The organism is Desulfofundulus sp. TPOSR (genome assembly GCF_011393055.1).
Taxonomy (GTDB): domain Bacteria; phylum Bacillota; class Desulfotomaculia; order Desulfotomaculales; family Desulfovirgulaceae; genus Desulfofundulus; species Desulfofundulus kuznetsovii.
In genome coordinates this window covers 1,259,769-1,284,502 of the sequence record NZ_JAAOEF010000001.1, presented here as the reverse complement: position 1 = coordinate 1,284,502, position 24,734 = coordinate 1,259,769, and the positions used below count along the sequence as shown (strand labels likewise).

The window sequence follows — 24,734 nt, the reverse complement described above, 5'->3', positions numbered from 1 at the left end:
AACCGTTAAGATGTAACGCCCTGTCCAGAAGGGCAGAGCGATTTTAAAAGGGTATTTGTTTTGAGGCCACGAAGGCCCTTTGCGCCTCGCCGGAGCGGGGTGTGGGTTTCCGTGGCCTTTGTTTTTCTCTGGTTCTTTGGTGGATTCCCAATTACCCTGTCTTGAAGGAGGTGATGAAGGGGCACCTGTTGCCGTGCCATTTTGCCATGTATACAGTGCCACACCGGTTTTCTGCAACATGCGCAGGTGAACAGGTGCCGCAATTATTTTAACATAAGGTCCGGGACGTCGTTTGTCATAAGGCGCCCATGCTGTTTTTGGCGGCACCGGCAGAAGGAAGAAAATTTATTTTCGGGGTAGAGTGCGCCCTAAACTTTGAAAGTAATACCGGCGAGGAGGAACGAAAATGCGACTGAGGATGAAGGATTATTTAAGAACCGTAACCATCGCTTTAATCAGCCTGTTTTTAATTTCCGTAGCTTCAGGTTGTGCAAAAACTGGCGATCAGGCTCCGGCTGCCAAAGGGGAGAAGGTGTTAAGGCTGGGAGCAGTATATGATTTTAAGGAAGCACAGGAGGGCAAAAATTTGATTTTTGAACGTCTTGTCGGTGTTGATCGCGAAGGAAATCCTGTTCCGCAACTGGCAGAATCCTGGGACGTATCTGAGGATGGGAAAACATACACTTTTCACTTGCGAAAAGGGGTTAAGTTCCACAATGGGACAGTACTCGATGCTTCTACGGCAAAATTTGCTTTTCAGTGGATAGCGAACAATGCGCCTTTCGGAAACTATGTTGAAAAGATAGAGACACCGGACGATAATACTTTGAAAGTATACTTTAAAGAATACTACGCTCCATTTTTGCTCGACCTGGCCAGCGGATGGACCAGTCCGGTGATTTGCCCTGAAGCCGTGGAACCTGTGGGGAGCGTGGATGGTAAACTGACTAAGTTGATTGGGACGGGACCGTTCAAGCTGGTAGATTACGAGAAAGATAAACAGGCGGTCCTGGCCCGTAACGACGACTATTGGGGCAATAAGCCCAAGGTGGACAAGGTTATCTGGAAAACGATACCTGACCCGCATGCCCAGATCGTGGCTCTCAAGGCAGGAGAAATTGACATGATTGGGATTACAGAACATCATTCCAGCATACCTTACGTGGAGGTTCCAGGCCTCAGAAAGGCGGGAATTAAGGTAGAGGAAACATCTTACGGCCGGTATCAAGTGTTGGAGTTTAATTGCCAGAAAGAGCCATTCAACGATAAAAAGGTAAGGCTGGCTTTAAATTTAGCTATTGACAGAGAAAAAATGGTCAAAGAACTCTTCGGGGGGCTTCCCGAGCCGGCATACACGATAACCGCCCCGTGGTTTAAGTACGGCCCGTCTAACGTTAAGCAGAAGTACGGTTACGACCCGGAAAAAGCAAAACAACTGCTGGCTGAGGCAGGGTGGAAGGACACGGACGGAGATGGGATTCTGGACAAAAATGGAAAACCCTTTGTTTTTGAACTGCTGATCCCGGCAGGGGAGGCAAACGCCGATGCTGTGGCTGTTTTCGTGCAGTCGGAGTTGAAGAAGATCGGGGTTCAGATGAAGCTGCTCACCCTGGAAAGCGGGGCGGCCTGGGATAGATCGGAAAAAGGAGAATACGACATGTTTGTGCACCACAGCGGTTGTTTGCCCTCGATCCCCGGCGGTATTGGCATCGGCCAGAAGTACCATTCCAGATCTAAAAGCTGGCCTGCCGCTTACCATGCTCAGGAACTGGACCGGTTGATCGAAAAAGCCTGGAGTAACCCTGATGAAAGTGAACGCAAAAAAATTTGTGATGAAATATGGGAGATACTGCACCAGGAGGCTCCTTGCATTCCCCTCTACGATATCGTAAAAGTGGTCGCTTACCGGGATAACGTATCCGGGTTCAAACCCGCCCCGACCATGTTCGATATGGAACTTCAGCACATTGAAGTTAAATAAAATGCAACACGAGAGACGCAAATTTCAAGTCCGTGCCGGGCCGGTTTTCCCCGGCCCGGCGGGAAGAAAGGAAATATAGTGTATGAGAAGACTGCTCATCCAAAGGTTGGTATCAGCCGTTTTTGTAATGCTGATCGCGTCGTTTCTTTCTTTTTCCCTTCTTTTCTCTGCTCCGGGAAACCCGGCTGAAACTATTCTCAGACAGCAGAGCGGGCTGGATCCCACCTACGACGAGATAGAACTATTTATGAAACGGCACGATTTGAACCGGCCCTTTCTTGTCCAATGCTTACAGTGGTTGTATTTACTCACCCACGGTAAATTAGGTGTTTCTCTCAGGACGGGGGAACCCGTATTGGAAGAGTTCACGGCCAGATTTGGTGCTACCTTTCAACTGGCCGTAGCTGCAATGGCCCTTTCGGTGATCATTGGACTCCCAATAGGGGTTTTTGCCGCTACAAAACCCAATTCACTTTTCGATCACATAATCCGGGTTGTGTCTTTAGCAGGGGTATCCATTCCCGAGTTTTGGCTTGGGTTGATGTTGATGCTGTGCTTTTCGCTGGCCCTGGGGTGGCTGCCCTGTTTTGGCCACGGTACCGTAAGGCATCTCGTTTTACCGGTGGTTACGCTTGCCGTGGGAATTACTGCTTCCCTGATGCGATTCGTGAGGACCAGCATGCTGGAGGTGTTAAACCTTGACTATATCAAAACCGCAAAGGCCAAAGGTCTCAGAGAAGTGGTCATCGTCTGGAAGCACGCCTTGAAAAACGCCCTGATTCCGGTTGTAACCATTCTCGGTACTCAGCTGGGGCACTTGTTGGCTGGAGCAGTGATAGTCGAGACCGTATTCTCCTGGCCCGGCATAGGTAAGTTTTTCGTTGATTCCATATACGCCCGGGATTATCCCGTTATTCAGGGGTTTGTTCTAATCATTGCCGCGATATATGTACTGGTTAATCTACTGGTGGATATTCTATATGTTTATCTGGACCCGCGGGTAAGATATGAGGGGAGGAGTTAATTACTTGTACATTCTGGAAGCAACCAGGGGTAAAAAGATGTTGCTGACAGGCAGTATCTTAATATTTGGCTTCATGGCACTGGCTGTATTTGCTCCCTTTATTGCTCCGTATGACCCTGATGATGTAAAGGTGGAAGAACGCCTCCTGCCCCCCGGCGAGCACCACCTGATGGGTACAGACGGCTTTGGAAGAGACATTTTCAGCAGGGTCGTTTTTGGAACCAGGTACTCCCTGTTTCTCGCGCTGGTAGTGGTATCAATTAACCTGCTTCTGGGTATGATGATTGGATCCATTGCTGGATATTTTGGGGGTTTGATAGACGAGTTGATCATGCGTATTGTGGATATCTTGCTGGCTTTTCCTAATATCATCCTGGCGCTTTGTATAGTGGGGGTGCTGGGTCCTTCCGTTCAAAATCTTATTCTTGCTCTGGTTGCCCTCGGTTGGGTTGGCTACACGAGGGTATCTCGGGGTCTTGTGCTGTCCATCAAAGAGCAGGGGTTCATCGGTGCCGCTAAGGCTCTCGGGGGGAGCAGCATGTACATAATTATGCGGCACATCATACCTAACGCTTTTCCTCCTTTACTCGTTCTGGCTACTCTTCACGTTAGTCATACAATCCTGTCTATTGCTGCATTAAGCTTCCTGGGTCTGGGTGTACAGGTTCCTACGCCGGAATGGGGCGCCATGTTAAGCGAGGGCAAACAGTTCATCTTTACGCATCCACACGTGATGATTTTCCCAGGACTGGCTATAACTTTGTCCGTTCTCTCCTTCAATCTCCTGGGTGAAGGTTTGAGGGATGTTTTAGATCCGCGGGCACGGGAAGTGCTGAATGTGTAGCAGGGAGGAGGTTATGTGGTGCTCCTGAAAATTACCAACCTTCGGGTTTACTTCAAATCAGCGGACGGATTTGTTAAAGCGGCAGACGGGGTGGATCTGGAGTTATATCCCGGGGAAATACTCGGGCTTGTGGGTGAGACCGGTTCCGGGAAAACCGTATTAGGACTGGCGATAACCCGTCTGCTTCCCAAAACTGCTGCGGTAAGTGGTGAGGTTTTATACCGGGGACAAAACCTTCTGGCATTGCCGGAGGAGGAGATGCGGAAGGTCCGGGGACGACAGGTATCAATGATATTTCAAAATCCTTTGAGTTCTTTAAACCCGGCCTTGAGCATTGGCGAACAGATTGCGGAAGTGCTTCGGGAACACCAGGGACTGAAGAGAAAAGCAGCCTGGCAGAGGGCAGGAGAACTTCTGGAACTGACGGGTATCCCGGCGAAGTGGATCCGCAGTTACCCCCATGAATTAAGTGGAGGAATGCGGCAGCGGGCCATGATTGCCATCGGTCTCGCCTGCGCTCCTTCCCTTCTTATTGCCGACGAACCTACCAGGGGACTGGATGTTACCATTCAGGTACAGATTGTGGAATTGCTGCATGCGGTAACAAAGGGTGTTTCCCCACCCCGCTCGATGTTGTTAATTACACACGATCTGGGGGTGGCTGCAGCACTGACGGACCGCCTGGCCGTAATGTACGCCGGTAAAATCGTCGAGTACGGTCGTACCGGAGAAGTATTTAGAAATCCGCGGCATCCCTACACTCGCGCGCTGCTGGACTCCCATCCCAGTAATGGACTTATAGCCACCAAGGGTTTCAGCCCTTCCTTGATAAACCTGCCGTCGGGCTGTAGTTTCCACCCCCGCTGTAAAAAGGCACGCAAAAAATGCGCACATGAACCTCCTTTGGTACAAAGGATAGGTATGGACCACGGGGTGAGGTGTTTTTATGCTTGAAGTGGTGGGGATTGAAAAAGTTTTTACGAGCGGGATTTTCCGCCGGAGATCTATAGAAGTGGTTAGAGGAGTTTCTTTTAGGGTTAATAAAGGACAAACCCTGGGCCTGGTGGGTGAGAGCGGTTGCGGCAAAACCACGGTTGGAAAGATGATTGTGAGGCTTATAGAACCCACCGCCGGCCGGATTCTTTTTAACGGGATAGAACTTACCCGGCTAGACCCCCGGAAACTGAGAAAGTTAAGGCCGAAGATACAGATCATTTTTCAGGACCCCGATATGGCCTTTAACCCCCGCTGGAAAATCAGGGATAGCCTGGGCGAACCTTTTAAGCTTAACCGGTTGGCCCGGGGCAGGGAAATTATTGACCGGGTTTTGGAGTTAATTGAAACTGTCGGGTTGCACCCGGAACACCTAAACCGGTACCCCTTTGAACTTAGCGGCGGGCAACTCCAGAGAGTGGCACTGGCGCGGGTACTCGCTCTTCAACCGGAACTCATCGTGGCTGATGAACCAACTTCTTCGCTGGATGTATCCGTTCAGGCTCAGGTACTTACTCTTTTAAAGGAGCTGCAGCGCCGGTTTCAATTCACCTGCGTTTTTATTTCTCACGACCTGAATGTCGCCCGCTGGATGAGCGACCGGATTGCGGTAATGTACCGGGGGAAAATCGTTGAAGAAGGGAAAACAGAGAGTATCTTTGGCAGTCCCTGTCATCCCTATACCCGAGCTTTATTAGGCGCCATATTGGTTCCCGACCCTGAAGCCGGGAGAACGTGGAGGATAGCGAGCCTTAATCGTGTATCGCCTGAAGTTAACCTTGAAAAAACTGGTGGTTGCTCGTTTCAAGACCGTTGCCCGCACGCGGAAAAAATCTGCCGGGAGAAGGAGCCCCCGCTGACGGTCTCCGCTCCTGATCACCGGGTGGCCTGCCACCGCTTTAAAGATCTTGTTCCTGTCCAGGCGAATGTGACGGGGAAAGTTTGCTTTCTTTAATCTTAAATCTTAACAGCGGTCTTAAGGGGGAGAGATGGTTATGACGGTTCAAGACGCGCAAATAAAGGAAATGATAAGGCAAAGGTGGAACCGCAGAGCGGATACCTTTGACAGGTCGCCGGGACACGGCATTCATACCGCCAGAGAAAAAGACGCCTGGATTGCCCTTTTAAAAGGGGTACTGGGGGATAAAAGGCTTGAAATCCTGGATGTGGGAACAGGTACCGGGGTCGTTGCACTACTCCTGGCCGAATTAGGGCATAGGGTGACGGGTGTAGATATTGCTGAGCAAATGGTGCAGAAGGCCAGGGAGAAGGCAAAAAAACTGAATCTTGCTGTAGAATTCCGGGTCGGCGACGCGGAGGTATTACCTTTTAAAAATAATTCTTTTGATGTCGTTATTAACAGGCACGTCGTTTGGTCGCTACCTGATCCGGAAAAAGCGATGGCAGAATGGAAAAGAGTTTTGCGACCCGGGGGAAAACTGATCATTATTGACAGCAACTGGGGCAGAACGGCGCCGTTATACAAAAAAGTATGGCGCTTTTTTGCCCAGTTACTTATCCTTTTAACAGAAAGAAGGAATCCCTGGGCCGGGCGGGGGCACCGGCAGATGGAAAAATACCTGCCGATGAGGCAAAAGAAGCGTCCTGAGGCAGACATCGAGATACTTAGAGGCCTGGGGTTCCGGGTGGAGGTAACGAAGGTAGACATTCCGCGCTGGGATACGTTTTTGGGGTACCTCAAGTATGGCTATTTCCGTGGAGAGGAGTTTTTGCTTATGGCGACTAATTGCCCTCATTGAACCCATGTCCAGTTAACGCAAATTGTTATTGCGGTATGTATCAGGTGCCTCCGCTGTGAAGATACGTGCCGGCGTGCGGCGCTCGGAAGACGAATTGATAGGGGTTGAACGGGCTGGCAGGAACGGCTTTGAAGGAAAAATCGCCAGATACTGGGACAGTAGAGTTGCAGCTTACGGGTGCTCAAACCCGGGAGCATTGCCGTACAACCTTTAACTCGGGTGGTGGAGGCCCCAAAAAAAGGCCATGCTCCTGCGATATTGCCTGGTTTACGCCCACCAGCGGTACCTGGTAGCGGGCAGGAAGCCGCAGTGGTTTTGAACTCCTGCCGGTCCTGTGGAAAGGTGAGGATGATCAGTGCAGCCCATTTCAGATGTCCTGCCCGATGTGCTGAATCTGTGGAAAAACGTACTGCCTTCCATGCTGCTGGGTTGTTTTCTCGGCAATCTGTTTCAAAATACTGTTCTTCTGCAGCGCCTGGGCCGGGTAATGCACCCCCTGGCCCGTTTGGGCCGTTTGCCTGCGGGCTGTGCCACCTCCCTCACCTTATGTCTGGCCGACCGGATTGCAGGCTATGCCATGCTGGCAGAGTTGAAAAATAACGGGGTAGTTAAGACCCGGGAAGTTGTAATTACTTTCCTTGTTTCTGCCATTCCCACCGGACTATATTTCACGATTTTTTTCTTCGGCCCGGCGGTTGTTGCTTCTCTGGGGTACCATACCGGAGGCATGTACCTGGCCATTTACCTCAGTACGAACTTGATGGTCGGCACTGCCGGGTTGTTGCTCGGCAGGTTAATTTTGCTGCGGCCTGGGCAGGTCCGGGAAGGAAGTACGCAAATCCAGGAAGCAGTTCATACGTCCTGGCGGGATAAATTGGTTACCGCGGTGCGGCGGACCATTCCCGCTTTTTGCCGCCTCGCTGCGGTTTTCATGCCGGTTACCTTCCTGGCATCGATCCTGCTGCACACGGAGCTGGTCAAGCAGGTGCTACGGCAGGTGGAACCCATATTGAGTTACATGGGCCTGCCGGGCCCCATGCTCTTTGTCATTACTACCGGTGTGCTGAGCATGATCGCTGCCGTGGGTACCCTCGGCCCCATCCTGCAGGCCGGTTTGGTCACCCCGGCAGAGGCGGTTACCACTTTGCTGGTGACTTCGGTGTTGCATTATCTGTATGAATTCTGGAGCCATGGTTTGCCCACCAATGTCTCTATTTTCGGACCTAAACTGGGAATGGAGGTGAGTCTGGCAGCGTTGCTGGTGCGGGAATTGGCAACGTTCCTGGCTGTGGGAACAGTGGTTCTGCTGGTCTAGTTGTTTAAAGCCCGCAAATGAAAAGTTGGGGAATGAGGTTTGGGGCAGGGGATATTCGCACTGCCAATTTTTACCAGGAGGCTTCTTAATCTTGAAGTCATTTACTTTTGCCCTGTTAACAATGGTATTTTGGGGTCTCGCACCGGTTTTGGCCAAAATGGGATCTTGCTGATAAAAAAATAATTTTAGCCCTTTGTATTTGCCATTTCTTACAAAATATTTAGATTTTCATGGTTTTTGACATGATATGAAGTTTTTCAACGGGCTCCTGGCAGGATTTTTACGCTTGAGGTAGAATAAAAAAGTAAATTTAAGGTGACCGGAGTCACCTTGCAGTAAATAGTTTTCGAATAGAAATCATTAGCAATAAAGCCACGAAGGCTGTTACCTTGCTCCCTTAAGAGGAGCCGTCTTCGTGGCTTTTTATTTTGTTAGACAGGGGGGGATAGCAGGAAAAGATCAAGGTGGACCTTACGCAATTTATTCTATGCTTGAGGCATGGAGCAGTTCAAAAAACGAGCCTGCCGTAAGTGGATTCGGCGGGGAACTAAACGAGGAGGTAGATAATGTGTTGGGAGCAAAGAAAATTCTGACCTTGCTTTTTGCCATTTTCCTGGGGGCCGGTCTTCTGGCCGGTTGTGCCCAACAGGCAAAAGAAGAAACTAAAAAAATTCTCGTTGTCGGTGAGATGTGGGATATTCGCGGTCTCGATGTGGCCGGACACGACGGAACTCTGGTCAAGGAGAAAGCGATGATTGCGGAGACTCTGGTCGAGGCCAACCCTGACTTTACGCTCAAGCCCGGCCTGGCCAAATCATGGGAACAGGTTGGCGATACGCAGTGGAAATTCCATCTCAGAGAAGGGGTCAAGTTCCACGATGGTAAAGAGCTTACTGCTGATGCCGTTAAGTGGTCCATTGAAAGGGCGTTGAAGGTTGATCCCACTTTAAAAGAGCTGACCAGGATTAAGTCTGTTGAGGCTATCGACAAAAATACTTTGCTGTTTACCATTGAAGAGCCCTATGCTGCCTTTCCTGCCTCATTAGCATATGCCGGCATGGGAATAGTCAGTCCGAGTTCAGAGATGGATGAGAAAGGAGTCATCTCCAGGCCGGTTGGGACAGGGCCTTTCAAAGTTGAAAAATGGGATACTGCTACAGGAACAGTATATCTGGTTAGAAACGATTCTTACTGGGGTGCCAAACCTAAGCTTGAAAAGATTATAATGAAGGGAATTCCCGATCCTGCCTCTCGGTCGATGGCCCTGGAAAAGGGCGAAATAGACTTTACCTGTGACGTTCCCTATGCAGACCTGAAGAGGCTCCAGAATACGTCAGGGATAAAACTTGACGTATGTCCCACTGCCCGGGTATATCAGCTTACCTTTGGCAAACTCAGCGGAACCCCGTACTCTGACGTCAGGGTGAGAAAGGCGATCAGTTATGCCATTGACAGGAATGTTATTGCTGAGAAGACACTGCACGGAAGTGCCGCTCCGGCAGTCGGACCGTTAATGCCGTCTATTAAATGGGCGAATAAGAATCTCAAAGGCTACCCCTATGAACCGGAAAGGGCAAAGACCTTATTAGCAGAAGCAGGCTGGAAGGATGTTGACGGGGATGGAATCCTGGAGAAAAATGGTGAAAAGTTCAGCATCACTTTATATACTTACCCCCAGCGCCCCGGCCTTCAGCCTATGGCAGAAGCAATCCAGTCCATGCTGAAAGAGGTAGGTATAAAAGTAGAAGTCAGAGTAATGGATTCGAGCGCTATAAATGAGCAGATGAGAGATAAAGACATGCGGCTTTCAGCAAATGCAGTGATGATGATGCCCGATCCGGACTTTTATCTCCGGAACACATATCACTCTAAAGGCAGCAACAACAAATGGGGATACAGCAATCCGGAGATGGATTCCCTGCTGGAACAGGGCTTGAAGACTTTCGATGCCGGCGAGAGGCAGGAAATTTATAACCGGGTCCAGGAGATAGCTGTGGACGAAGTTCCCTTGATTCACGTGGCCTACTATAAGGCTGCCATAGTAATGCGTGACTATGTGCAAAACTTCGTCTTTAATCCGGTGGCCCATGATTACATGCTCAACCCGGAAATGGATGTAGTGAAATAACGCAATGCGGGTGGGAATGGGTATCCACAGTCGTTCCTCCCGGGGAGTGCTGTGGATACCCAACCATGCGTTGCGGGAACGGGTGGCTGCCTTTCTTTCGTTTTTTAGCTATTTTCAGGAGGCCGGATATGTTCGGGTACGTGGCAAAGCGCATTGCAATAGCAATAGTGGTGGTACTGGTAGTATCCTCATTAACATTTTTTCTGCTCTCCATCATGCCCGGTGATACCACAGTAACCATCATCCAGAAAATATTTATCGGTGATCCTGAGTATAACCCATCGCAGCAGGAAATTGAAGCAACGAAAAAGATGCTTGATCTTGGCCAGCCGCTGTGGGTGCAGTATCTGCGCTGGCTTAATAAGGCATTACATGGTGATTTTGGCGTATCTTACATATCCGGGAGACCGGTGTTAAGTGAGATATTGGTGCGGTTACCGGCTACCGCCACGCTGGCTATCGTCGCCACGGTAATATCGCTGCTGATAAGCATACCCCTTGGCGTGCTTTCCGCGGTCAGGCAAAACTCTCCAATTGACTATGCCTGTATGGCTTTCTCAACCTTCTTCATTGCCATGCCGGGATTCTGGCTGGGGTTGATCCTGATCCTGGTATTTTCCCTGAAGCTCAATTTACTGCCGGTGGCCGGCTATGGAGGGTGGAAGCACCTGATCCTGCCGGCGGTTACGCTGGGCGCAGGGATGGCGGCTGTGACCATGCGCCTGACAAGGACGAGCGTGCTGGAAGTATTGCGCTTGGACTACGTCAGGACGGCCAGAGCCAAAGGTTTAGATGAAAAAACGATTTTATACCGGCATGTGCTGAAGAATGCGCTGATCCCTGTGGTCACGCTGGTCGGTCTGCAGTTGGGCCACCTGTTGGGCGGGGCGGTAATCGTGGAAACCATCTTTGCCTGGCCGGGTATAGGAAAACTGCTGGTTGATTCAATAGATGCGCGGGATATCCCCATGATTCAGGGTGGCGCCGTTTTTATGGCCGTTGTGTTTTCCCTGGTCAACTTGCTGGTGGATCTCTCCTACCGCTTTCTCGATCCCAGGATAAGATATGAGGGGAGTGAATGATTTTGTATTTACCTTTCCGGAAACAAAAGTCAATGGCAGCGGGTTTGCTCCTGCTTTTGATACTGGTGTTTATGGCCATTTTCTCTCCCCTGTTGAGCCCGTATGACCCGGTTAAGGTGGATTTGCATAATAACATCCTTCCCCCCTCCCGGGAGCATCCCTTTGGAACAGACAATTTGGGAAGGGATGTCTTCAGCAGGGTAATGTATGGAACGAGGATGGACATCCTGGCGGGCCTGTTCATTGTGGGGGTTTCCGTGGTTACTGGTTTACTGGTTGGAATAGTGGCGGGCTACCGGGGCGGCATTCTCGACAAAATCCTGGTTGGGGCAATGGATACCTTCCTGGCGCTTCCTGATATAATACTGGCGCTGGTAATCGTTGGTGCCATGGGACCCGGGATATTTAACACAGTCCTGGCCTTATCTCTTCTGGGATGGGTTAGATACGCAAGGATTGCCAGGAGCTCCACCCTTTCCCTTAAAGAAAAGGAATTCATCGAAACCACGAAGGCATCTGGTGCCGGTGATTTATACGTTATTATGCGCCATGTCCTGCCCAATGTGATAGCTCCTATCTCAACGCTGGCCACACTGCATTTTGGACATGCCATCCTTTCGCTTGCCGGCCTGGGTTTCCTGGGGTTGGGAGCTCAGCCTCCGGTGCCGGAGTGGGGTGCCATGCTCAATGAAGGACGTGTTTTCTTAAGAGAGGCCTGGTGGCTGTCCATATTCCCCGGGCTGGCCATAATGGTCACCGTGCTGTCATGTAATTTGCTCAGTGATGGGCTGCGCGACTTTCTGGACCCCCGTTTAAGGAGGAGGGTTGTTGCGCTATGAGTTATCAACCACTTCTAAGAGTAAGCGGTCTGCACGTCACATTCGACCTGGGTAATTCGTCGGTCAAAGCAGTTGATGGGGTGGATCTCGAAATTCGCCAAAGTGAAACTCTGGGGTTAATTGGAGAGAGCGGTTCGGGCAAATCCATACTCGGGCTGTCAATCTTAAAATTGCTCCCACCAAATGCAGAAGTTAATGGTGAGGTATGGTTTGGCGGTACGAATCTGGCCGGTTCTTCAGAGGAAGACATTAGAAAGATTCGGGGTAGAGAGATAGCATGGATCCCCCAGGATCCCGCAACGTCTTTCAACCCGGTGCTTAAAATAGGTTTCCAGATAGCAGAACCGATGGTTCTACATATGTCCCTTGATAAAATCCAGGCCCGGCAAAAAGCCATGGAATTACTGCAGTTCTTTGATATCCAACCTGCTGGGGAGCGCGCAGATCAGTATCCGCACCAGTATAGCGGCGGGATGAGGCAACGGGCTCTGGTGGCCATGGGTACTTCCACCAGGCCGAAACTGTTGATCGCTGACGAGCCGACAAAAGGTGTGGACAACTTCCGAAAAAACCAGGTTGCCTTTATGTTCAGGAAGGTAAAGAACGAAAACAAAGAACTTTCCATCCTTTTGATCACTCACGATTTACCCTTTGCCCAGGCCTTATGTGATCGCATTGCCGTCATGTACTGCGGGCAGATTGTGGAAATAAGTTCCGCAGAGGTGTTTTTTAAAGCTCCTCTGCACCCCTATGGAAAGGCGCTGCTTGAATCTCTCCCGGCGAGGGGAATGAAAAATATTCCCGGGGATATTCCCAGCATGATCAACCCTCCCGGTGGATGTCGTTTTCACCCCCGGTGCAGGTATGCCCGGGCCTGGTGCCGGGATGCCGAACCGCCGCTATCAAAAATAAATGGGTCAATGGTGAGGTGCTGGCAGTGTGCTTAAAGCTTTACAGTTAAGAAAGGTATTTGAAAGCGGTTTTTGGCAAAAGAAGAGGGTGGTTGCTGTTGATGGGGTAGATCTGGAAATCGGCAGGGGAGAGACAATAGGGCTGGTGGGTGAATCGGGCTCAGGTAAAACAACTCTCGGTAGAATGTTGCTCTTATTACTTGCGCCCACCCGGGGACAGATATTTCTTGATGGGGTTGAGCTCACAAAGCTTGGCAAAAAAGAACTCCGCAGGATTAGAAAAAACCTGCAATTGATACCCCAGCACCCTGAAGTATCACTGGACCCGAGATGGAAGATTTATGACAGTATAGCGGAACTGATGAGGATTCACCACGTGGTGAAAAACAGGGAGGAGGAAAGAGAAAAAGTTTTTGAACTATTGGAGATGGTTGGCCTGAAAGAGGAGCATCTTGACAGGTATCCCCATGAGCTGAGCGGGGGGGAGCTGCAAAGGGTGGTGATTGCCAGGGCCTTGTCTTTGAACCCAAAATTCATCGTTGCTGATGAACCCACATCCATGCTGGACGTTTCCGTCCAGGCCCAAATACTGAACCTGCTGATGGACCTGCAGAAAAGATTTGGTGTTTCCTATCTCTTTATTACCCATGACCTGGAAGTTGCCCGGCGGGTGAGCGATTACATTGCCATCATATATGCCGGGCAAATAATAGAAATGGCTGAAGCCGGTGAACTGTTCCGCAGCCCCGTGCACCCGTATACGCAATCTCTCCTTGAATCAACTGACCTGTCAGGCAGTCCAGCGGTTTTCAGTATGGATGATTGTGACAATTCTACCGCGGAAGGCTGCAAGTATTACACCCGCTGCCGGCAGAGAAAGGATCATTGCAAAGAACAAGCACCCGGCTTCCTTGAAGTCAACCGGAAGCACCGGGTGAGATGCCTGTGTATTTAAAGACAGGAGGGGTTTCCCCATGAGTATGGCTTTGAAAGAAAAGATCAGCAGGTGCTGGGATGAAAGGGCTGCGGAAGCCGGAGTAGTTTGAACTCCTGCCGGTCCTGTAGAAAGGTGAGGATGATCAGTGCAGCCCATTTCAGATGTCCTGCCCGATGTGCTGAATCTGTGGAAAAACGTATTGCCTTCCATGCTGCTGGGTTGTTTTCTCGGCAATCTGTTTCAAGTGAAAAAACTGGCTCGGGAAGGGAGCATTGCTGATTTTACGGCAGGTGCACTCAGGGAACCCCGTTTCTGGGCGGAGGCCTGGAGCGGGGCGCACAAAAATTCCCTGCAGGCCCGGCGCCGCCGCGACCAGGGCTCCCTGGACTACTGGAACCGGCTGGCCGGGCGGTTTGAACGCTGGGCCGGCCAGGAGCGCACCAGAAGACGCGTAGACCGGGTGCTGTCCTGGTTGGAGGGGCAGGGGGTCCTGCAGCCGGGGATGGAAGTGCTAGGTTATTGCCCTTCTTTTCAGGTGTGGGTGGACGAGTGGGACGAGGAGTTGCCGGTGGCGGAGGCGGCGGCCGGGCTGGAGGACTTCTTCCGGCTCTACACGGAGGTTACCCCGGAGATCAAAAAGGCAATTGCCGGTTACGTGGAGCAGCGCGAAGTCAATGGGGTTTACAGCGAGGAATACCGGGTGCGCCTGGGCATGATCCTCTGGACGGGGGGTGAAAAATGGGAATTAGAAACAGGTGATGAAAATTGTTTTTTTGGAGGAATTTTGGGTGTAAAAAGCGAAAATGGATGGCAACCCCTGGATCGGTCGGAAGAAATGAAAAATCGCGATGGGGTACACACTGATAACAGGGAAGGAGTTTTTAAGATGTCTGCCCCGCTCTGGCAGCACACTGATTATCTGCAATACGCCGGTCATCCCAGCCCCCTGGTGCGCGAATGGGCCCTTAAGGGACTGGAATACCACTATCCTGAACAGGGTTTACCGGTAGCGCTAAAACTCCTTGACGACCCGGAGGAGGAGGTTTCTCGAGAAGCGGCCCTCTACCTGACGGAGCACGCCACCGCCCGGGAGTGCCCCTCTCTTTTAGATGCTTTCTTCACCCGGAAAACCAAGGCCAGTCCGGTATACTTAAAAGCTTTGGGCCGGGCCGGTTATGTCCAGGCTGTTCCCCTGCTGGCCGAACGGCTGGCGGTCACCCGAGATAAAAATGAAATGCTTATGCTTGCTGAAATTTTGGCCTCCCTGGGCGGCCCTTTAGCCAGGGAAGCCCTCTTACGGCTGCTGGCTCAAGTCAAGACGGACCCCCTTCTCTGGCCTGGCGTGGCTGCTTCCCTGGCCAGGCTGGGCCAACCGGCGGATCTCCGGCAAATAGCGGCCGATTATTTCGACCGCTTGAAGACAGCTTACCCCTATGATCACCGGGGGCTGGCCGACATTGCCGGCGTGAGGGAACTGGTGGAGGCCCTGGCCCGGATCTGGACGGGTCGGGGTAAAGGGCGGCAGGAACTGCTCGACTGTGCGGTGGAATACTTTGGTCCCGACTTTCCGGTGGGCTGGTTTTGCTCCGCCGATCTGGCTCCGCTCTGGCGCCGGATTACCAGGGCGTCCCGGCTGGACGATCTTTCCGGGGCGGTGCTGGAAATGGCCCGGCAAATCATCAAAAGCCAGCGGCGGGACGAAAATATGCTCACGGCAGCCGCAGCGCTCACCGGGGAGGAAAACCCGTACCGGCGGCTGGCCGGCTTACGCTGGCTGCTGCTGGCAAGCCTGCATCAGGAGGCGCGGGAAAATAATTTGCGCCTGGTACCGGAAGAAACTGCCGGCATTTTACTGGCGTGCCTTTTTGCCCTGGCGGCGGATCCAGGTTACGGGGAAGTTCCCGCGGACACCCCACCAGCGGAACGGGAACGGCGGCTGATGGAATTATTGACCGGCCCGCGGCCGGAAGTTAGCCCGGCGGTGATAGAAGAGGTTGCTGGGCTGGGTGGCCGGGTGGTAAAAGAACTTACCGACGTGCTGGTCAAACATCCGGCCGGTTGGGGGGCGTTACGGGCCGTCCGGGTGCTCCGCCAGCTGGCCCGCAGGCAGCCGGAAGCCTGCCTGCCTGCGGCCCCGGCTTTGCTTGCCGTGCTGGAGAACGATGCCGCCCTTGATTTAATGGAGGATTGCGTGGACGCCCTCGCTACCCTGGGGCCGGCCGTGCTTCCCCTGATTGATCGAGCTTTTCGGAACAGCTCCCGCTCGGGTGCCGAGTTTCACCTTCTGAGCATTCTCGGCCGGCTTCCCTACCCGGAAGCAGTGGCAATCCTGGCCAGGCAGGAGCAGCTTTTGTTTGCGGCCACGGAATCCTACTGTCTGGCTGTAAAAAGCCTGGCCAGCGCTTCCTTTCTCGAGCTTTACCGGCGGGAGTGGCGCCCGGGGGAGTTTTTGCTCACCGAAACCCTCCTTTTTTTGGCCGAGTTGCACGGGCAGCCCATTCCGGAACTGCCCCGGCTGCGCCGGGAGTACCGCGAATACCGGCAAAGGCAGAGAAAAAGCCTGGCCGCTTTGGAATCGGCCCTCGAGAGGGGAATTCTTCCCGAAAGGGATGACGAAAGCCGCTCCCTTGAGCTCAAGTGCCGCCGCTGCGGCCGGGTTTACCATTATGAGGTAGACGAGCTCTTTGTTGACATAAACCAGTACAGGAAGAAATCTGCAAACCTGCGCGATGCCCTGCTGATCCAGGAAGACATTGTTTGCAAGGGATGCGGCGCCGTCAACGATTATGAGTATACAAACGCAGCCATGCTGGCGTTGACGGCGGAGATAATGCTTCTGGCCGCCCGGGGGCAAAAGGAAAGTTCCTGGCTTACGTTTGGCAGGAGCACCACCTTCGACGGGAAGGAAATCCCGCTTTCGAAAATGCCCGCCTATTTCGAGCGACTGGTTCAGCGCTCTCCCGCCAACGCCGCGCTGCGGATCCGGTACGGAAATGTGCTGCGCCGGCTGGGCCGGGTTGAAGAAGCCCTGGCCCAGTACCAGACCGCCCTTCAGCTCGAACCGGACAACGCGGAGGCAGCGTACGTCCTGGGCACACTCTACCAAAGCCTGGGCCAGGGTGATAAGGCGGCTCCTCTGCTGGCCAGGGGGGAAGTTTTTCTGGCCGGGCAGCTTGCCGTGGTGGAAACGGCCGGGCAAAACCTCCGGGACGATCCCCCGGAAAAAGTAACTGCAGTTCCGGTCAGGGTGGCCAGGATCGGGCGCAACCAGCCCTGCCCCTGCGGGAGCGGTAAAAAGTACAAGCACTGTTGTGGGCGGAGGTAAGGCTCCGGCGTTTAATGAACGGTTAATCGGGGAAAGATGAGGGTTTCAGCAGTTGAACAATTACTGAAACTTATGCAGATGGCCCGCGGGGGGAAAATAACCGACCTGGCCGTAACAAGCTAATTTAAAGAAGGTGATCTCTTTTGGAGCTAGTTCCCATTGGGGTAATCCACAGCCCTTACCGGGTGCCCGGCGAGGCGCCGCACCAGGGGCGTTTTTCCGACCAGACGGCGGAGCTGGAGATTTACCCCCAGTTTATGGAAGGTTTAAAAGATGTGGAACATGCAACCCACCTGATTGTGCTTTACTGGTGCCACCTGGCGCGCAGGGACACGCTGCAGACAAGAACGCCCTTTGGCCCGGAAATACGCGGCGTTTTTGCCTGCCGCTCACCTTCCCGGCCCAACCCCATTGCCTTCTGTGTGGCGGAACTGCTGGAGGTTAAGGAAAACCGCCTGCTGGTGCGTGGGGTCGACGCGCTGGACGGGAGCCCGCTTATAGATATAAAACCGTATTCTTCTGATGTGGACAGTGTTCCCGGGGCACGCATCGGCTGGTTTAAAAAGTAAATCCAGGTGGTTTCCTGTGCCAGTTTAACCTGGCCGAGCTGCGGGTCATCAATGATTAGAGGAAGAGATGCTTTTATCGGACAAAAGTACGTATGCGAAAAATTAAGCTGTAAAAAATTTTTTTGTTGCAGGATTTTCTTTTTGTATGTAAAATATTATTGACATGAAACAAGAAATAGGGCGATAAAATTTGGGTCAGGAAGACCCTTTGCCGGCCTGAAGGCTGGGCAGAGGGTCTTTTTGCATTTTCCAGAAAATACAGGATGGGAGGGTTTTTCGATGCCCAAAGTCATGATCTGCGGCCGGGGCGGCAGCGGCAAGAGCACACTGGTTACCTTGCTGGCAAGAGCGCTTGCTGAACGGGGGAATGTGCTGGTGGTGGATACTGACGAATCAAACCTGGGCCTGCATAAAATGCTGGGCCTTTCCACCCCGGCGATGACTTTAATGGGTTGCCTGGGCGGTAAACCGGCGGTGCGCGAGAAGTTGTTGGCCTCCCTTCAGAAAAAGGGTGACGAAAACACGGGTTTCTTCGCGGATGGTTTAAACCTGGCCAGTTTGCCCCCGGAATGTACTGGTGGGGAGTGGCCGTTGTGCTTCCTACGTATTGGTAAAATTGAGCGCAGCCTGGAAGGTTGCGCATGTCCCATGGGGGCGGTGGCCCGCTCGTTTTTAAAGCAGTTGCGGGTTGATCAAGACGAGTGGGTGCTTGTGGATACCGAAGCCGGGGTGGAGCACTTCGGCCGGGGAGTTGTAGAGGGAGTCGACCTGGTGGTGATGGTGGTTGATCCCTCGCACGAGGCGGTCCTGCTGGCCGAGCGGGCCAGAGCACTGGCGGCGGAGGCAGGAAAGGATTTTGTGGTCGTTTTAAATAAGATCGATGCCGCAACAGAACCTTTTCTCCGCCGTGAACTGTCTGAGAAAGGTATTCCGGTGCGGGGCGCGTTTGGTTTTTTGCCGGAAATTATGAAAGCCAACCTGACAGGCAATCCGCTGCCGGCAGGAAACTGCCAGGAACAGGTAAATGAGTTGCTGGCTTCCCTCGCAATTTAAGATTTTAAAACATTACTCCGGCCTGATTAACAAGTGGTGATTGTCGTCCCTAGAAATTATTTAACTTGGCTGAAACAAGGGAGGAGAAAGGATGCGCACGAAAGCATTGAAGGCGGGGTTCCTGCTCATTGCCCTGCTGGTTACCCTGGTTGTCCTGGGTGGGTGCGGCGCCAAAACGGCCGGGCAGGATACGGCTGCGCCGCAGAAAGCCGTTGTCACCGACCTGGCCGGCCGGCAGGTGGAAGTTCCCGTTCCGGCAAATAAGGTGGTGGCCATCGGCCCCGGTGCCCTGCGGTTGGTTTGCTATGTCAACGGTGCGGATAAGGTGGTGGGTGTGGAAAACCTGGAAAAACAACAGCCCACCGGCAGGCCTTATATTCTGGCCCATCCCGAATTAAAGGACTTGCCCACCATTGGCCAGGGAGGGCCCGATTCCACCCCGGACGCGGAAAAGCTGGTCAGCGTCAAGCCGGACGTAATTTTTGTCGCCTACCTGGTAGACAGGTCTCGGGCAGATGAACTGCAGGCCAAAACGAACATTCCGGTGGTGGTGCTGAGCTACGGCAGGCTGGCCACCTTTGACGAGGACGTTTATAAGTCCCTTGAGCTGATTGGCAAAATTACCGGCAGTGAGGAAAGGGCCCGGGAAGTAGTTGATTACCTGAAAAAATGCCAGCAGGATTTGCATGAGAGGACGAAGGATATCCCTGAAGACAAAAAGCCCAGAGTCTACGTGGGCGCCCTGGGCATGAAGGGAGTGCACGGCATCGAAAGCACCCAGGCCAAATATCCGCCCTTTGTAGCTGTTAATGCCCGGAATGTGGTTGACGAAACGGGTAAAACGGGAAGTGTCATGATCGACAAGGAAAAGCTCCTGAGCTGGGACCCCGATATAATTTTCATCGATGAAGGTGGTCTTTCCCTGGTGCGGGAAGACTACAAGAAAAACCCGCAGTTTTACCAGTCCCTGAAGGCGGTCAAAACAGGCCGGGTTTACGGCCAGATTCCTTATAATTACTACACCACGAACATCGGCACCGCCATTGCCGACGCCTACTACGCCGGAAAAGTGATTTACCCCGAACAATTTAAAGATATCGACCCGGCCCAAAAGGCCGATGAGATTTACCAGTTCCTTTTGGGCAAACCTGTATATGAACAAATGGCGAAAGATTACGGTGGATTTAAAAAGCTGGATCTTGCCGGTCCGTAATACCCGGGGAGTTCCTATGTTCGGAGCGAGCCGGACAATTCCAGCCCGATGGTAAAGGATGGTAAATCCCTGTTTTCGTGGGTGATAAAAAATATGCGGCAGGTAGCGATGGAAAATATCCCGGAAAGTTACCTCAAGTATACCCAGAGAAAAGTTTTCATCATTTGCCTGCTTGTCCTTGCAACCGCCCTGCTGGGTGTCTACGCCATCAACGCCGGGTCGGCGGAGCTTTCGCCGGCCCAGGTGCTGCTGACGCTGCTGGGCAAAGCGGAGGGACGTTTAAATATCATTATCTGGAATATCCGGTTGCCCCGGGTGCTGGCGGCAGTCACTGCCGGGGTCGGCCTTTCCGTGGCGGGTTGCGTGATGCAAAACCTCCTGCGAAACCCCCTGGCGTCCCCTTTCACCCTGGGCATTTCGCAGGGCGCGGCCTTTGGCGCCGCCGTGGCCATCATTGCCCTGGGGGCGGGGAGCACCCACAGCACCAGCGCTGATGCGGTCATCATCAACAACCCCTACCTGGTCACCATTTCCGCCTTTGTGGGGGCGATGGCGACGACCCTGGTGGTCCTCTTTCTGGCCCAGGTCAGGGGGGTCACTCCCGAAGCGATGGTCCTGGCGGGGGTGGCCCTGGGCTCCCTTTTTTCAGCCGCCACCATTATCCTGCAGTTTTTTGCCAGCGACGTGCAGGTGGCTTCGATTGTTTTCTGGACCTTCGGCGACATCGGCCGGGCTTCCTGGCGGGATCTGGAAATCATGGCCGCGGTAACCGGTGTCGCGCTGCTCTACTTTATGGCCAACCGGTGGAATTACAACGCTCTGGACGGCGGGGAGGAGACGGCCAAAGGGCTGGGTGTTGATGTGGAGAGAATCAGGTTGACCGGGATGTTCGTGGCCTCCCTGGTCACGGCGGTAACTGTATCGTTTCTGGGCATCATCGGCTTCATCGGCCTGGTCGGCCCGCACATGATGAGAAGGGTGCTGGGGGGCGACCACCGTTTTTTAATCCCGGCTTCCAGCGTAATGGGAGGGCTTTTGCTGCTTGCTTCCGATACCCTGGCCAGGACCATTATTTCCCCGGTTGTTTTGCCGGTGGGGGCGATTACCTCCTTTATGGGTGCCCCCCTGTTCCTATACCTTCTCTCCAGGGGGTACGGCAAAAGATGATCCTGTCGGTAGATGGAGTGGAATTCAGTTACAGCAGCCGGCCCGTGTTGAAGGATATCAAATTTGAAGTCAACAGGGGGGAATTTTTTTCTATCCTGGGCAACAACGGCGCCGGGAAGTCCACCCTGCTCAAGTGCCTGAACAGAATTTTAAAGCCGCAAACGGGGACAATTCTCATTGAAAAAGAAGACCTGTTTGCTCTCAGCCGCCGGGAGGTTGCCCGCCGCCTTGGGTACGTGGCGCAAAGATACGAAAGCACCCGGTTTACGGTCTTCGACGCCGTGCTTTTGGGCAGGAAACCCCACATCAAGTGGGGTACAACCGCAAGAGACCTGGAAATCGTCCGGAATGTGTTGGGCATCCTCGGCCTGGAGGAGTTTTCCCTGCGCTACCTGGATGAATTGAGCGGGGGAGAACTGCAAAAGGTGGTCATTGCCAGGGCCCTGGCCCAGGAACCCCGGGTTCTTTTGCTGGACGAACCCACCAGCAACCTGGATTTGAAAAATCAATTCGAGGTTTTGAAAACGGTGAAAAGTGCGGTCAGAGAACAAAACATTGCGGCGGTGGTGGTAATGCACGACCTTAACCTTGCTTTGCGGTTTGCAGATAAATTCCTGCTTCTGAAGAACAGGACCGTCTTTGCCTGCGGGGGGATGGAAATCATGACTCCAGAAAACATCGCTGGCGTCTACGGCGTTCCGGTAGCGGTGGAAAGACTGGCTAACATACCTGTAGTCGTACCGTTGTAACAGCCCGGGGTAGTCTTCATGGTTTTTTTGAGGTAGCTGAATTAGGAAAGTAGGTGGTTTTTTGCAGTTATTTCCAGTGGGTGATCGCGAGTTTTGGGTGAAACTCTGGCAGGATGCCCGGGAAAACTCGCCGTTAACACGGCGGCGTTGCCGTAGCGAGAAAGAGATGGTAGAAAATTGGAGCCGGCGCGCCAGCTGGTTTGCCCGGCGTACCAGCAATGGCAGGGGCCAAGACAGGAGAAAAATGGTGCTGGATATGCTGGAACGGGAAGGAGCGCTTGGTCCTGAGGTCAAAGTGCTCGACATAGGAGCCGGGCCGGGTAACTATGCCATCCCTATGGCCCGGTTGTGCGAGCAGGTAACCGCCCTTGAACCTGCCGCCGGGATGGTAAAAATATTGGAAGACAGGGCAAGGGCCGAGCAGGTAGAAAACATTACCATTATTCAGCGAACCTGGCAGGAAGTGGAGGTGGAAAAAGACGGGCTGGCCGGCCGGTTTGATCTGGTGTTTGCCTCGATGACACCCGGGGTGCGGGACCCGGAAACACTGCAAAAAATGCTTGCCGCGTCAAGGAAGTTTTGCTACTTGAGTGCTTTTTCCGGCCAACGTTGGGAAAAGGCGCACCGCGATCTCTGGCGACGGTTCTTTGGTGAAGACATAGGCGATAATCCGGGAGATATTATTTATCCTTTTGGTTTGCTCTATGCCATGGGTTACCGGCCTAAGCTCAACTTTTTTACCATTAACCGGGTAGATGAGGAACCGGTAGAAAAAGCAGTGGAGAATTTGGCAAGATTTTTCTGGAGTTATATGGATATCACTCCCGATGTCAGGCGGACAATCGAACATTATGTAAAAGAGCATGCCGAAAACGGCGTTTTTCGCCAGGAAACCACCTTCTGCACCGGTATGATGCTGTGGCGGGTCGATGAAATTTTTACATGAGTTAAGACTTTAGGATTTATTTAGAGTTGGAGGTGGCACAATGCCCAGAAAGTGCTTTTTAATTGTATTACTGCTGGCTATATCATTAAGCCTTCTTCTGTTTGGCTGTGGAACAGATCAAGCCAGGGATGACCAGAAACCTGGCGTAGCGAAGGGTGGGGAACAGCAGCAGGTAGATATTATCAGGCTGGCCGGGGGAGATTGGGGTTGCTAACAGTTAACTGATTTGCTATATTATTCCTGGTGATCATAAGAAATGTCGAAGTACAACAAGCAACGCTTATACCGGACTGCCGAAGCCGCAGTCCTGCTGGGTATTCACAAGGACACTTTGCGCCGGTGGGAAAAGGAAGGTAAGATCCGGGCTGTTTGGATGGGGCGGGAACGCCGATTCCCCGAGGAAGAAATAAGGCGCCTTTTGGGTGAGTCCAACCCGGACGTTGCGGTATTGTATGCCCGCGTGTCCGGCTACGACCAAAAGGCGGACCTCCGGCGGCAGGTGGAGGCGCTTACGGAGGCATATGGTTCTAAGTTTTCCGAAATGGTGGTACTGACTGACGTTGGTTCTGGTCTTTCCACCAATCGCAGGAGCCTGCGGAAAGCCATGCAGATGGCCCGGGAGAGGAAAATACGCGCCGTTGCAGTCACCTATCCCGACCGGCTGACGCGGTTCGGTTTCGAGTACCTGGAGGAGTACTTCAACAGCTTCGGCGTCGAAGTGCTCGTACTCAACCGGGAAGAAGACCGCAGTCCGCAACAGGAGCTGGTAGAAGATTTGCTCACCATAGTCACTTCTTTTGCAAGCAAACTCTACGGGCACAGGTCGCACAAGGTAAAAAAGCTAAAGGAGGAAGTAAAGGAGGCGCTGGAACGCCTTGATACTGACGACGAGCGTAAGGCTACCGAATGAGTTTGTCGGGCCGGTGAAAACTCTAACTGCACTGGGCCTGAAGCTGCAGGAGCATGCCCTAGGGCATTACTGGTCTTTAGAAGGTTTGGAGAAGGTAGCGGCTCACTCCGGACAGATCTGGAAACTTTTCGACACAGAGATGTCTCGTCCGGAGGATGTTTACATTCCCAGCCGTCCCTGGCGGTGCATTTTGGAGTCGGCGGGCCGCATCCTGCGCTCCCAGGTCGAGCGGAAGCGCATATTCGAGCACCTGCTTCCGCTCTTTGGCGGTGAAGCAAAGAACGCGGCGAGAAAGCTCTACGAAGAGTTCAAGGCTGAAGGTAACCCGGAAAAGTTCGGCTACCTGCTCAACGTGGCCGAACAGTTAGCGGAATTCTATGCCGAGTACGAAAGGCTACCGCAGGACTTTTTCGAGTTTCAGAGAAAGCCGGAGCCGAAGCGGTTCACGTACACCCTGGCCCCGGATGACGGGGCGGAGGACGGGCAGGCGATAAAGTACCGTTTGGAAAGCAACCGGCTGGCTGGAGAAATAAAACTTCCGGTAGTCCCGGAACCGCAGTCGAAAAAAGACTGGCAGTGGTTCTCCTTTTCTGTAGAGCTGCCTGCTGAACTTCAGGAGAAGCTGGCAGCGGGTGGGACTTTATGCGCTCCCGACCTGCGGCTCAAAGTCAAGCCGGACGGCGAACTTGCAGCTTTGCTGGACGTAAAGGTGGAGGTGCCGGAGGAGGAACCTTCTGGTGACCCTGGCCGGGCATTGAGTGTGGACTGGGGACTGCGGAAACTGGTGACCTGCACGGTGGTTTCGAGGAAGGGCCAGCTCACGCCGCCTTTTTTTGTTTTCTGGTCCGGGCTCAAGGCCAGGCTGTTCCGCATTCGGGAAGACATCAAAAAACTCCAGGGAAAACGTGACCGGTACGAAAAAGGGACTCCAGATTTGGAAGAAATGTAACCGGAAGATAGTGGCGGCCTGGCAGAAGTACCACCGGGT

At 52.9% G+C, this 24,734-nt stretch carries 22 protein-coding genes; all 22 read left to right on the top strand.

Annotated elements, in window-relative coordinates; all coding sequences use genetic code 11:
- The first annotated feature begins 406 nt into the window (after positions 1–406).
- The 22 genes from G7K71_RS06265 to G7K71_RS19045 all read left to right on the top strand — a co-directional run bounded on the left by G7K71_RS06265 (position 407) and on the right by G7K71_RS19045 (position 24,695).
- A complete protein-coding gene (locus G7K71_RS06265; RefSeq protein ID WP_166344313.1) occupies positions 407–1,981 on the top strand; it encodes an ABC transporter substrate-binding protein in 1,575 nt (524 codons plus the stop codon).
- Between the two features lie 82 nt (positions 1,982–2,063).
- On the top strand, positions 2,064–3,005 hold the full coding sequence (gene nikB / locus G7K71_RS06260; RefSeq protein WP_166344311.1) for a nickel ABC transporter permease: 942 nt from the start codon (positions 2,064–2,066) through the stop codon (positions 3,003–3,005).
- A gap of 4 nt (positions 3,006–3,009) precedes the next feature.
- Entirely contained in the window at positions 3,010–3,849 is an 840-nt protein-coding gene (gene nikC, locus G7K71_RS06255; RefSeq protein WP_243174583.1) for a nickel transporter permease, read from the top strand.
- Between the two features lie 18 nt (positions 3,850–3,867).
- Positions 3,868–4,803, top strand: coding sequence for an ABC transporter ATP-binding protein (locus tag G7K71_RS06250; protein ID WP_313884896.1), 936 nt, complete (start codon positions 3,868–3,870; stop codon positions 4,801–4,803).
- Positions 4,796–5,797: an ABC transporter ATP-binding protein gene (locus tag G7K71_RS06245; RefSeq protein ID WP_166344307.1), complete on the top strand. Its 1,002-nt coding sequence runs from the start codon at positions 4,796–4,798 to the stop codon at positions 5,795–5,797. The genes G7K71_RS06250 and G7K71_RS06245 overlap by 8 nt, the downstream gene beginning before the upstream one ends.
- A gap of 40 nt (positions 5,798–5,837) precedes the next feature.
- Positions 5,838–6,602, top strand: a complete 765-nt coding sequence (locus G7K71_RS06240) for a class I SAM-dependent methyltransferase (protein WP_166344305.1) — start codon at positions 5,838–5,840, stop codon at positions 6,600–6,602.
- Positions 6,603–6,957: 355 nt separating this feature from the next.
- Entirely contained in the window at positions 6,958–7,917 is a 960-nt protein-coding gene (locus G7K71_RS20020) for a nucleoside recognition domain-containing protein (protein ID WP_166344303.1), read from the top strand.
- A gap of 415 nt (positions 7,918–8,332) precedes the next feature.
- Positions 8,333–10,045, top strand: a complete 1,713-nt coding sequence (locus G7K71_RS06230) for an ABC transporter substrate-binding protein (protein WP_166344301.1) — start codon at positions 8,333–8,335, stop codon at positions 10,043–10,045.
- A 128-nt stretch (positions 10,046–10,173) separates the two neighbouring features.
- On the top strand, positions 10,174–11,127 hold the full coding sequence (nikB, locus tag G7K71_RS06225) for a nickel ABC transporter permease (protein ID WP_166344299.1): 954 nt from the start codon (positions 10,174–10,176) through the stop codon (positions 11,125–11,127).
- Positions 11,124–11,966, top strand: a complete 843-nt coding sequence (gene nikC, locus G7K71_RS06220) for a nickel transporter permease (RefSeq protein WP_166344297.1) — start codon at positions 11,124–11,126, stop codon at positions 11,964–11,966. Before nikB (G7K71_RS06225) ends, nikC (G7K71_RS06220) begins: the two co-directional genes overlap by 4 nt.
- Complete coding sequence (locus tag G7K71_RS19290; RefSeq protein WP_166344295.1) at positions 11,963–12,913, top strand: ABC transporter ATP-binding protein; 951 nt, start codon at positions 11,963–11,965, stop codon at positions 12,911–12,913. Before nikC (G7K71_RS06220) ends, G7K71_RS19290 begins: the two co-directional genes overlap by 4 nt.
- Positions 12,906–13,832 carry an ABC transporter ATP-binding protein gene (locus G7K71_RS06210; protein ID WP_166344293.1) on the top strand — a complete coding sequence of 309 codons (927 nt, stop codon included), beginning with the start codon at positions 12,906–12,908 and terminating at the stop codon, positions 13,830–13,832. Before G7K71_RS19290 ends, G7K71_RS06210 begins: the two co-directional genes overlap by 8 nt.
- A gap of 127 nt (positions 13,833–13,959) precedes the next feature.
- Positions 13,960–17,139, top strand: coding sequence for a HEAT repeat domain-containing protein (locus G7K71_RS19285; protein WP_166344291.1), 3,180 nt, complete (start codon positions 13,960–13,962; stop codon positions 17,137–17,139).
- Positions 17,140–17,282: 143 nt separating this feature from the next.
- Positions 17,283–17,708 carry a tRNA (N6-threonylcarbamoyladenosine(37)-N6)-methyltransferase TrmO gene (gene tsaA, locus G7K71_RS06200; protein ID WP_166344289.1) on the top strand — a complete coding sequence of 142 codons (426 nt, stop codon included), beginning with the start codon at positions 17,283–17,285 and terminating at the stop codon, positions 17,706–17,708.
- A 279-nt stretch (positions 17,709–17,987) separates the two neighbouring features.
- Positions 17,988–18,761: a zeta toxin family protein gene (locus tag G7K71_RS06195; RefSeq protein ID WP_166344287.1), complete on the top strand. Its 774-nt coding sequence runs from the start codon at positions 17,988–17,990 to the stop codon at positions 18,759–18,761.
- Between the two features lie 91 nt (positions 18,762–18,852).
- The gene (locus G7K71_RS06190) at positions 18,853–19,974 is read left to right on the top strand and encodes an iron ABC transporter substrate-binding protein (protein WP_166344285.1); all 1,122 of its coding nucleotides are present in this window, start codon (positions 18,853–18,855) and stop codon (positions 19,972–19,974) included.
- Between the two features lie 93 nt (positions 19,975–20,067).
- Positions 20,068–21,141, top strand: coding sequence for an iron ABC transporter permease (locus G7K71_RS06185; RefSeq protein ID WP_166344283.1), 1,074 nt, complete (start codon positions 20,068–20,070; stop codon positions 21,139–21,141).
- A complete protein-coding gene (locus G7K71_RS06180) occupies positions 21,138–21,890 on the top strand; it encodes an ABC transporter ATP-binding protein (RefSeq protein ID WP_166344281.1) in 753 nt (250 codons plus the stop codon). The genes G7K71_RS06185 and G7K71_RS06180 overlap by 4 nt, the downstream gene beginning before the upstream one ends.
- A 61-nt stretch (positions 21,891–21,951) precedes the next feature.
- A complete protein-coding gene (locus G7K71_RS06175) occupies positions 21,952–22,836 on the top strand; it encodes a bifunctional 2-polyprenyl-6-hydroxyphenol methylase/3-demethylubiquinol 3-O-methyltransferase UbiG (RefSeq protein WP_166344279.1) in 885 nt (294 codons plus the stop codon).
- 40 nt (positions 22,837–22,876) lie between these two features.
- Positions 22,877–23,050: a hypothetical protein gene (locus tag G7K71_RS06170; RefSeq protein WP_207712679.1), complete on the top strand. Its 174-nt coding sequence runs from the start codon at positions 22,877–22,879 to the stop codon at positions 23,048–23,050.
- A 42-nt stretch (positions 23,051–23,092) separates the two neighbouring features.
- Positions 23,093–23,746 carry an IS607 family transposase gene (locus G7K71_RS06165; RefSeq protein ID WP_166344277.1) on the top strand — a complete coding sequence of 218 codons (654 nt, stop codon included), beginning with the start codon at positions 23,093–23,095 and terminating at the stop codon, positions 23,744–23,746.
- Positions 23,712–24,695, top strand: coding sequence for a hypothetical protein (locus G7K71_RS19045; RefSeq protein WP_207712677.1), 984 nt, complete (start codon positions 23,712–23,714; stop codon positions 24,693–24,695). The genes G7K71_RS06165 and G7K71_RS19045 overlap by 35 nt, the downstream gene beginning before the upstream one ends.
- Positions 24,696–24,734: the final 39 nt, after the last annotated feature.

Excerpts from the sequence above, each read along its gene's own strand:
- G7K71_RS06185 (WP_166344283.1), top strand. The coding sequence starts at position 20,068 with ATGCGGCAGGTAGCGATGGAAAATATCCCGGAAAGTTACCTCAAGTAT.
- nikC (WP_166344297.1), top strand. The coding sequence starts at position 11,124 with ATGATTTTGTATTTACCTTTCCGGAAACAAAAGTCAATGGCAGCGGGT.
- nikB (WP_166344311.1), top strand. The coding sequence starts at position 2,064 with ATGAGAAGACTGCTCATCCAAAGGTTGGTATCAGCCGTTTTTGTAATG.
- G7K71_RS06245 (WP_166344307.1), top strand. The coding sequence starts at position 4,796 with ATGCTTGAAGTGGTGGGGATTGAAAAAGTTTTTACGAGCGGGATTTTC.
- G7K71_RS06190 (WP_166344285.1), top strand. The coding sequence starts at position 18,853 with ATGCGCACGAAAGCATTGAAGGCGGGGTTCCTGCTCATTGCCCTGCTG.
- G7K71_RS06195 (WP_166344287.1), top strand. The coding sequence starts at position 17,988 with ATGCCCAAAGTCATGATCTGCGGCCGGGGCGGCAGCGGCAAGAGCACA.
- G7K71_RS06180 (WP_166344281.1), top strand. The coding sequence starts at position 21,138 with ATGATCCTGTCGGTAGATGGAGTGGAATTCAGTTACAGCAGCCGGCCC.
- G7K71_RS19290 (WP_166344295.1), top strand. The coding sequence starts at position 11,963 with ATGAGTTATCAACCACTTCTAAGAGTAAGCGGTCTGCACGTCACATTC.
- nikB (WP_166344299.1), top strand. The coding sequence starts at position 10,174 with ATGTTCGGGTACGTGGCAAAGCGCATTGCAATAGCAATAGTGGTGGTA.
- G7K71_RS06265 (WP_166344313.1), top strand. The coding sequence starts at position 407 with ATGCGACTGAGGATGAAGGATTATTTAAGAACCGTAACCATCGCTTTA.
- G7K71_RS06165 (WP_166344277.1), top strand. The coding sequence starts at position 23,093 with ATGTCGAAGTACAACAAGCAACGCTTATACCGGACTGCCGAAGCCGCA.
- G7K71_RS06170 (WP_207712679.1), top strand. The coding sequence starts at position 22,877 with ATGCCCAGAAAGTGCTTTTTAATTGTATTACTGCTGGCTATATCATTA.
- G7K71_RS06240 (WP_166344305.1), top strand. The coding sequence starts at position 5,838 with ATGACGGTTCAAGACGCGCAAATAAAGGAAATGATAAGGCAAAGGTGG.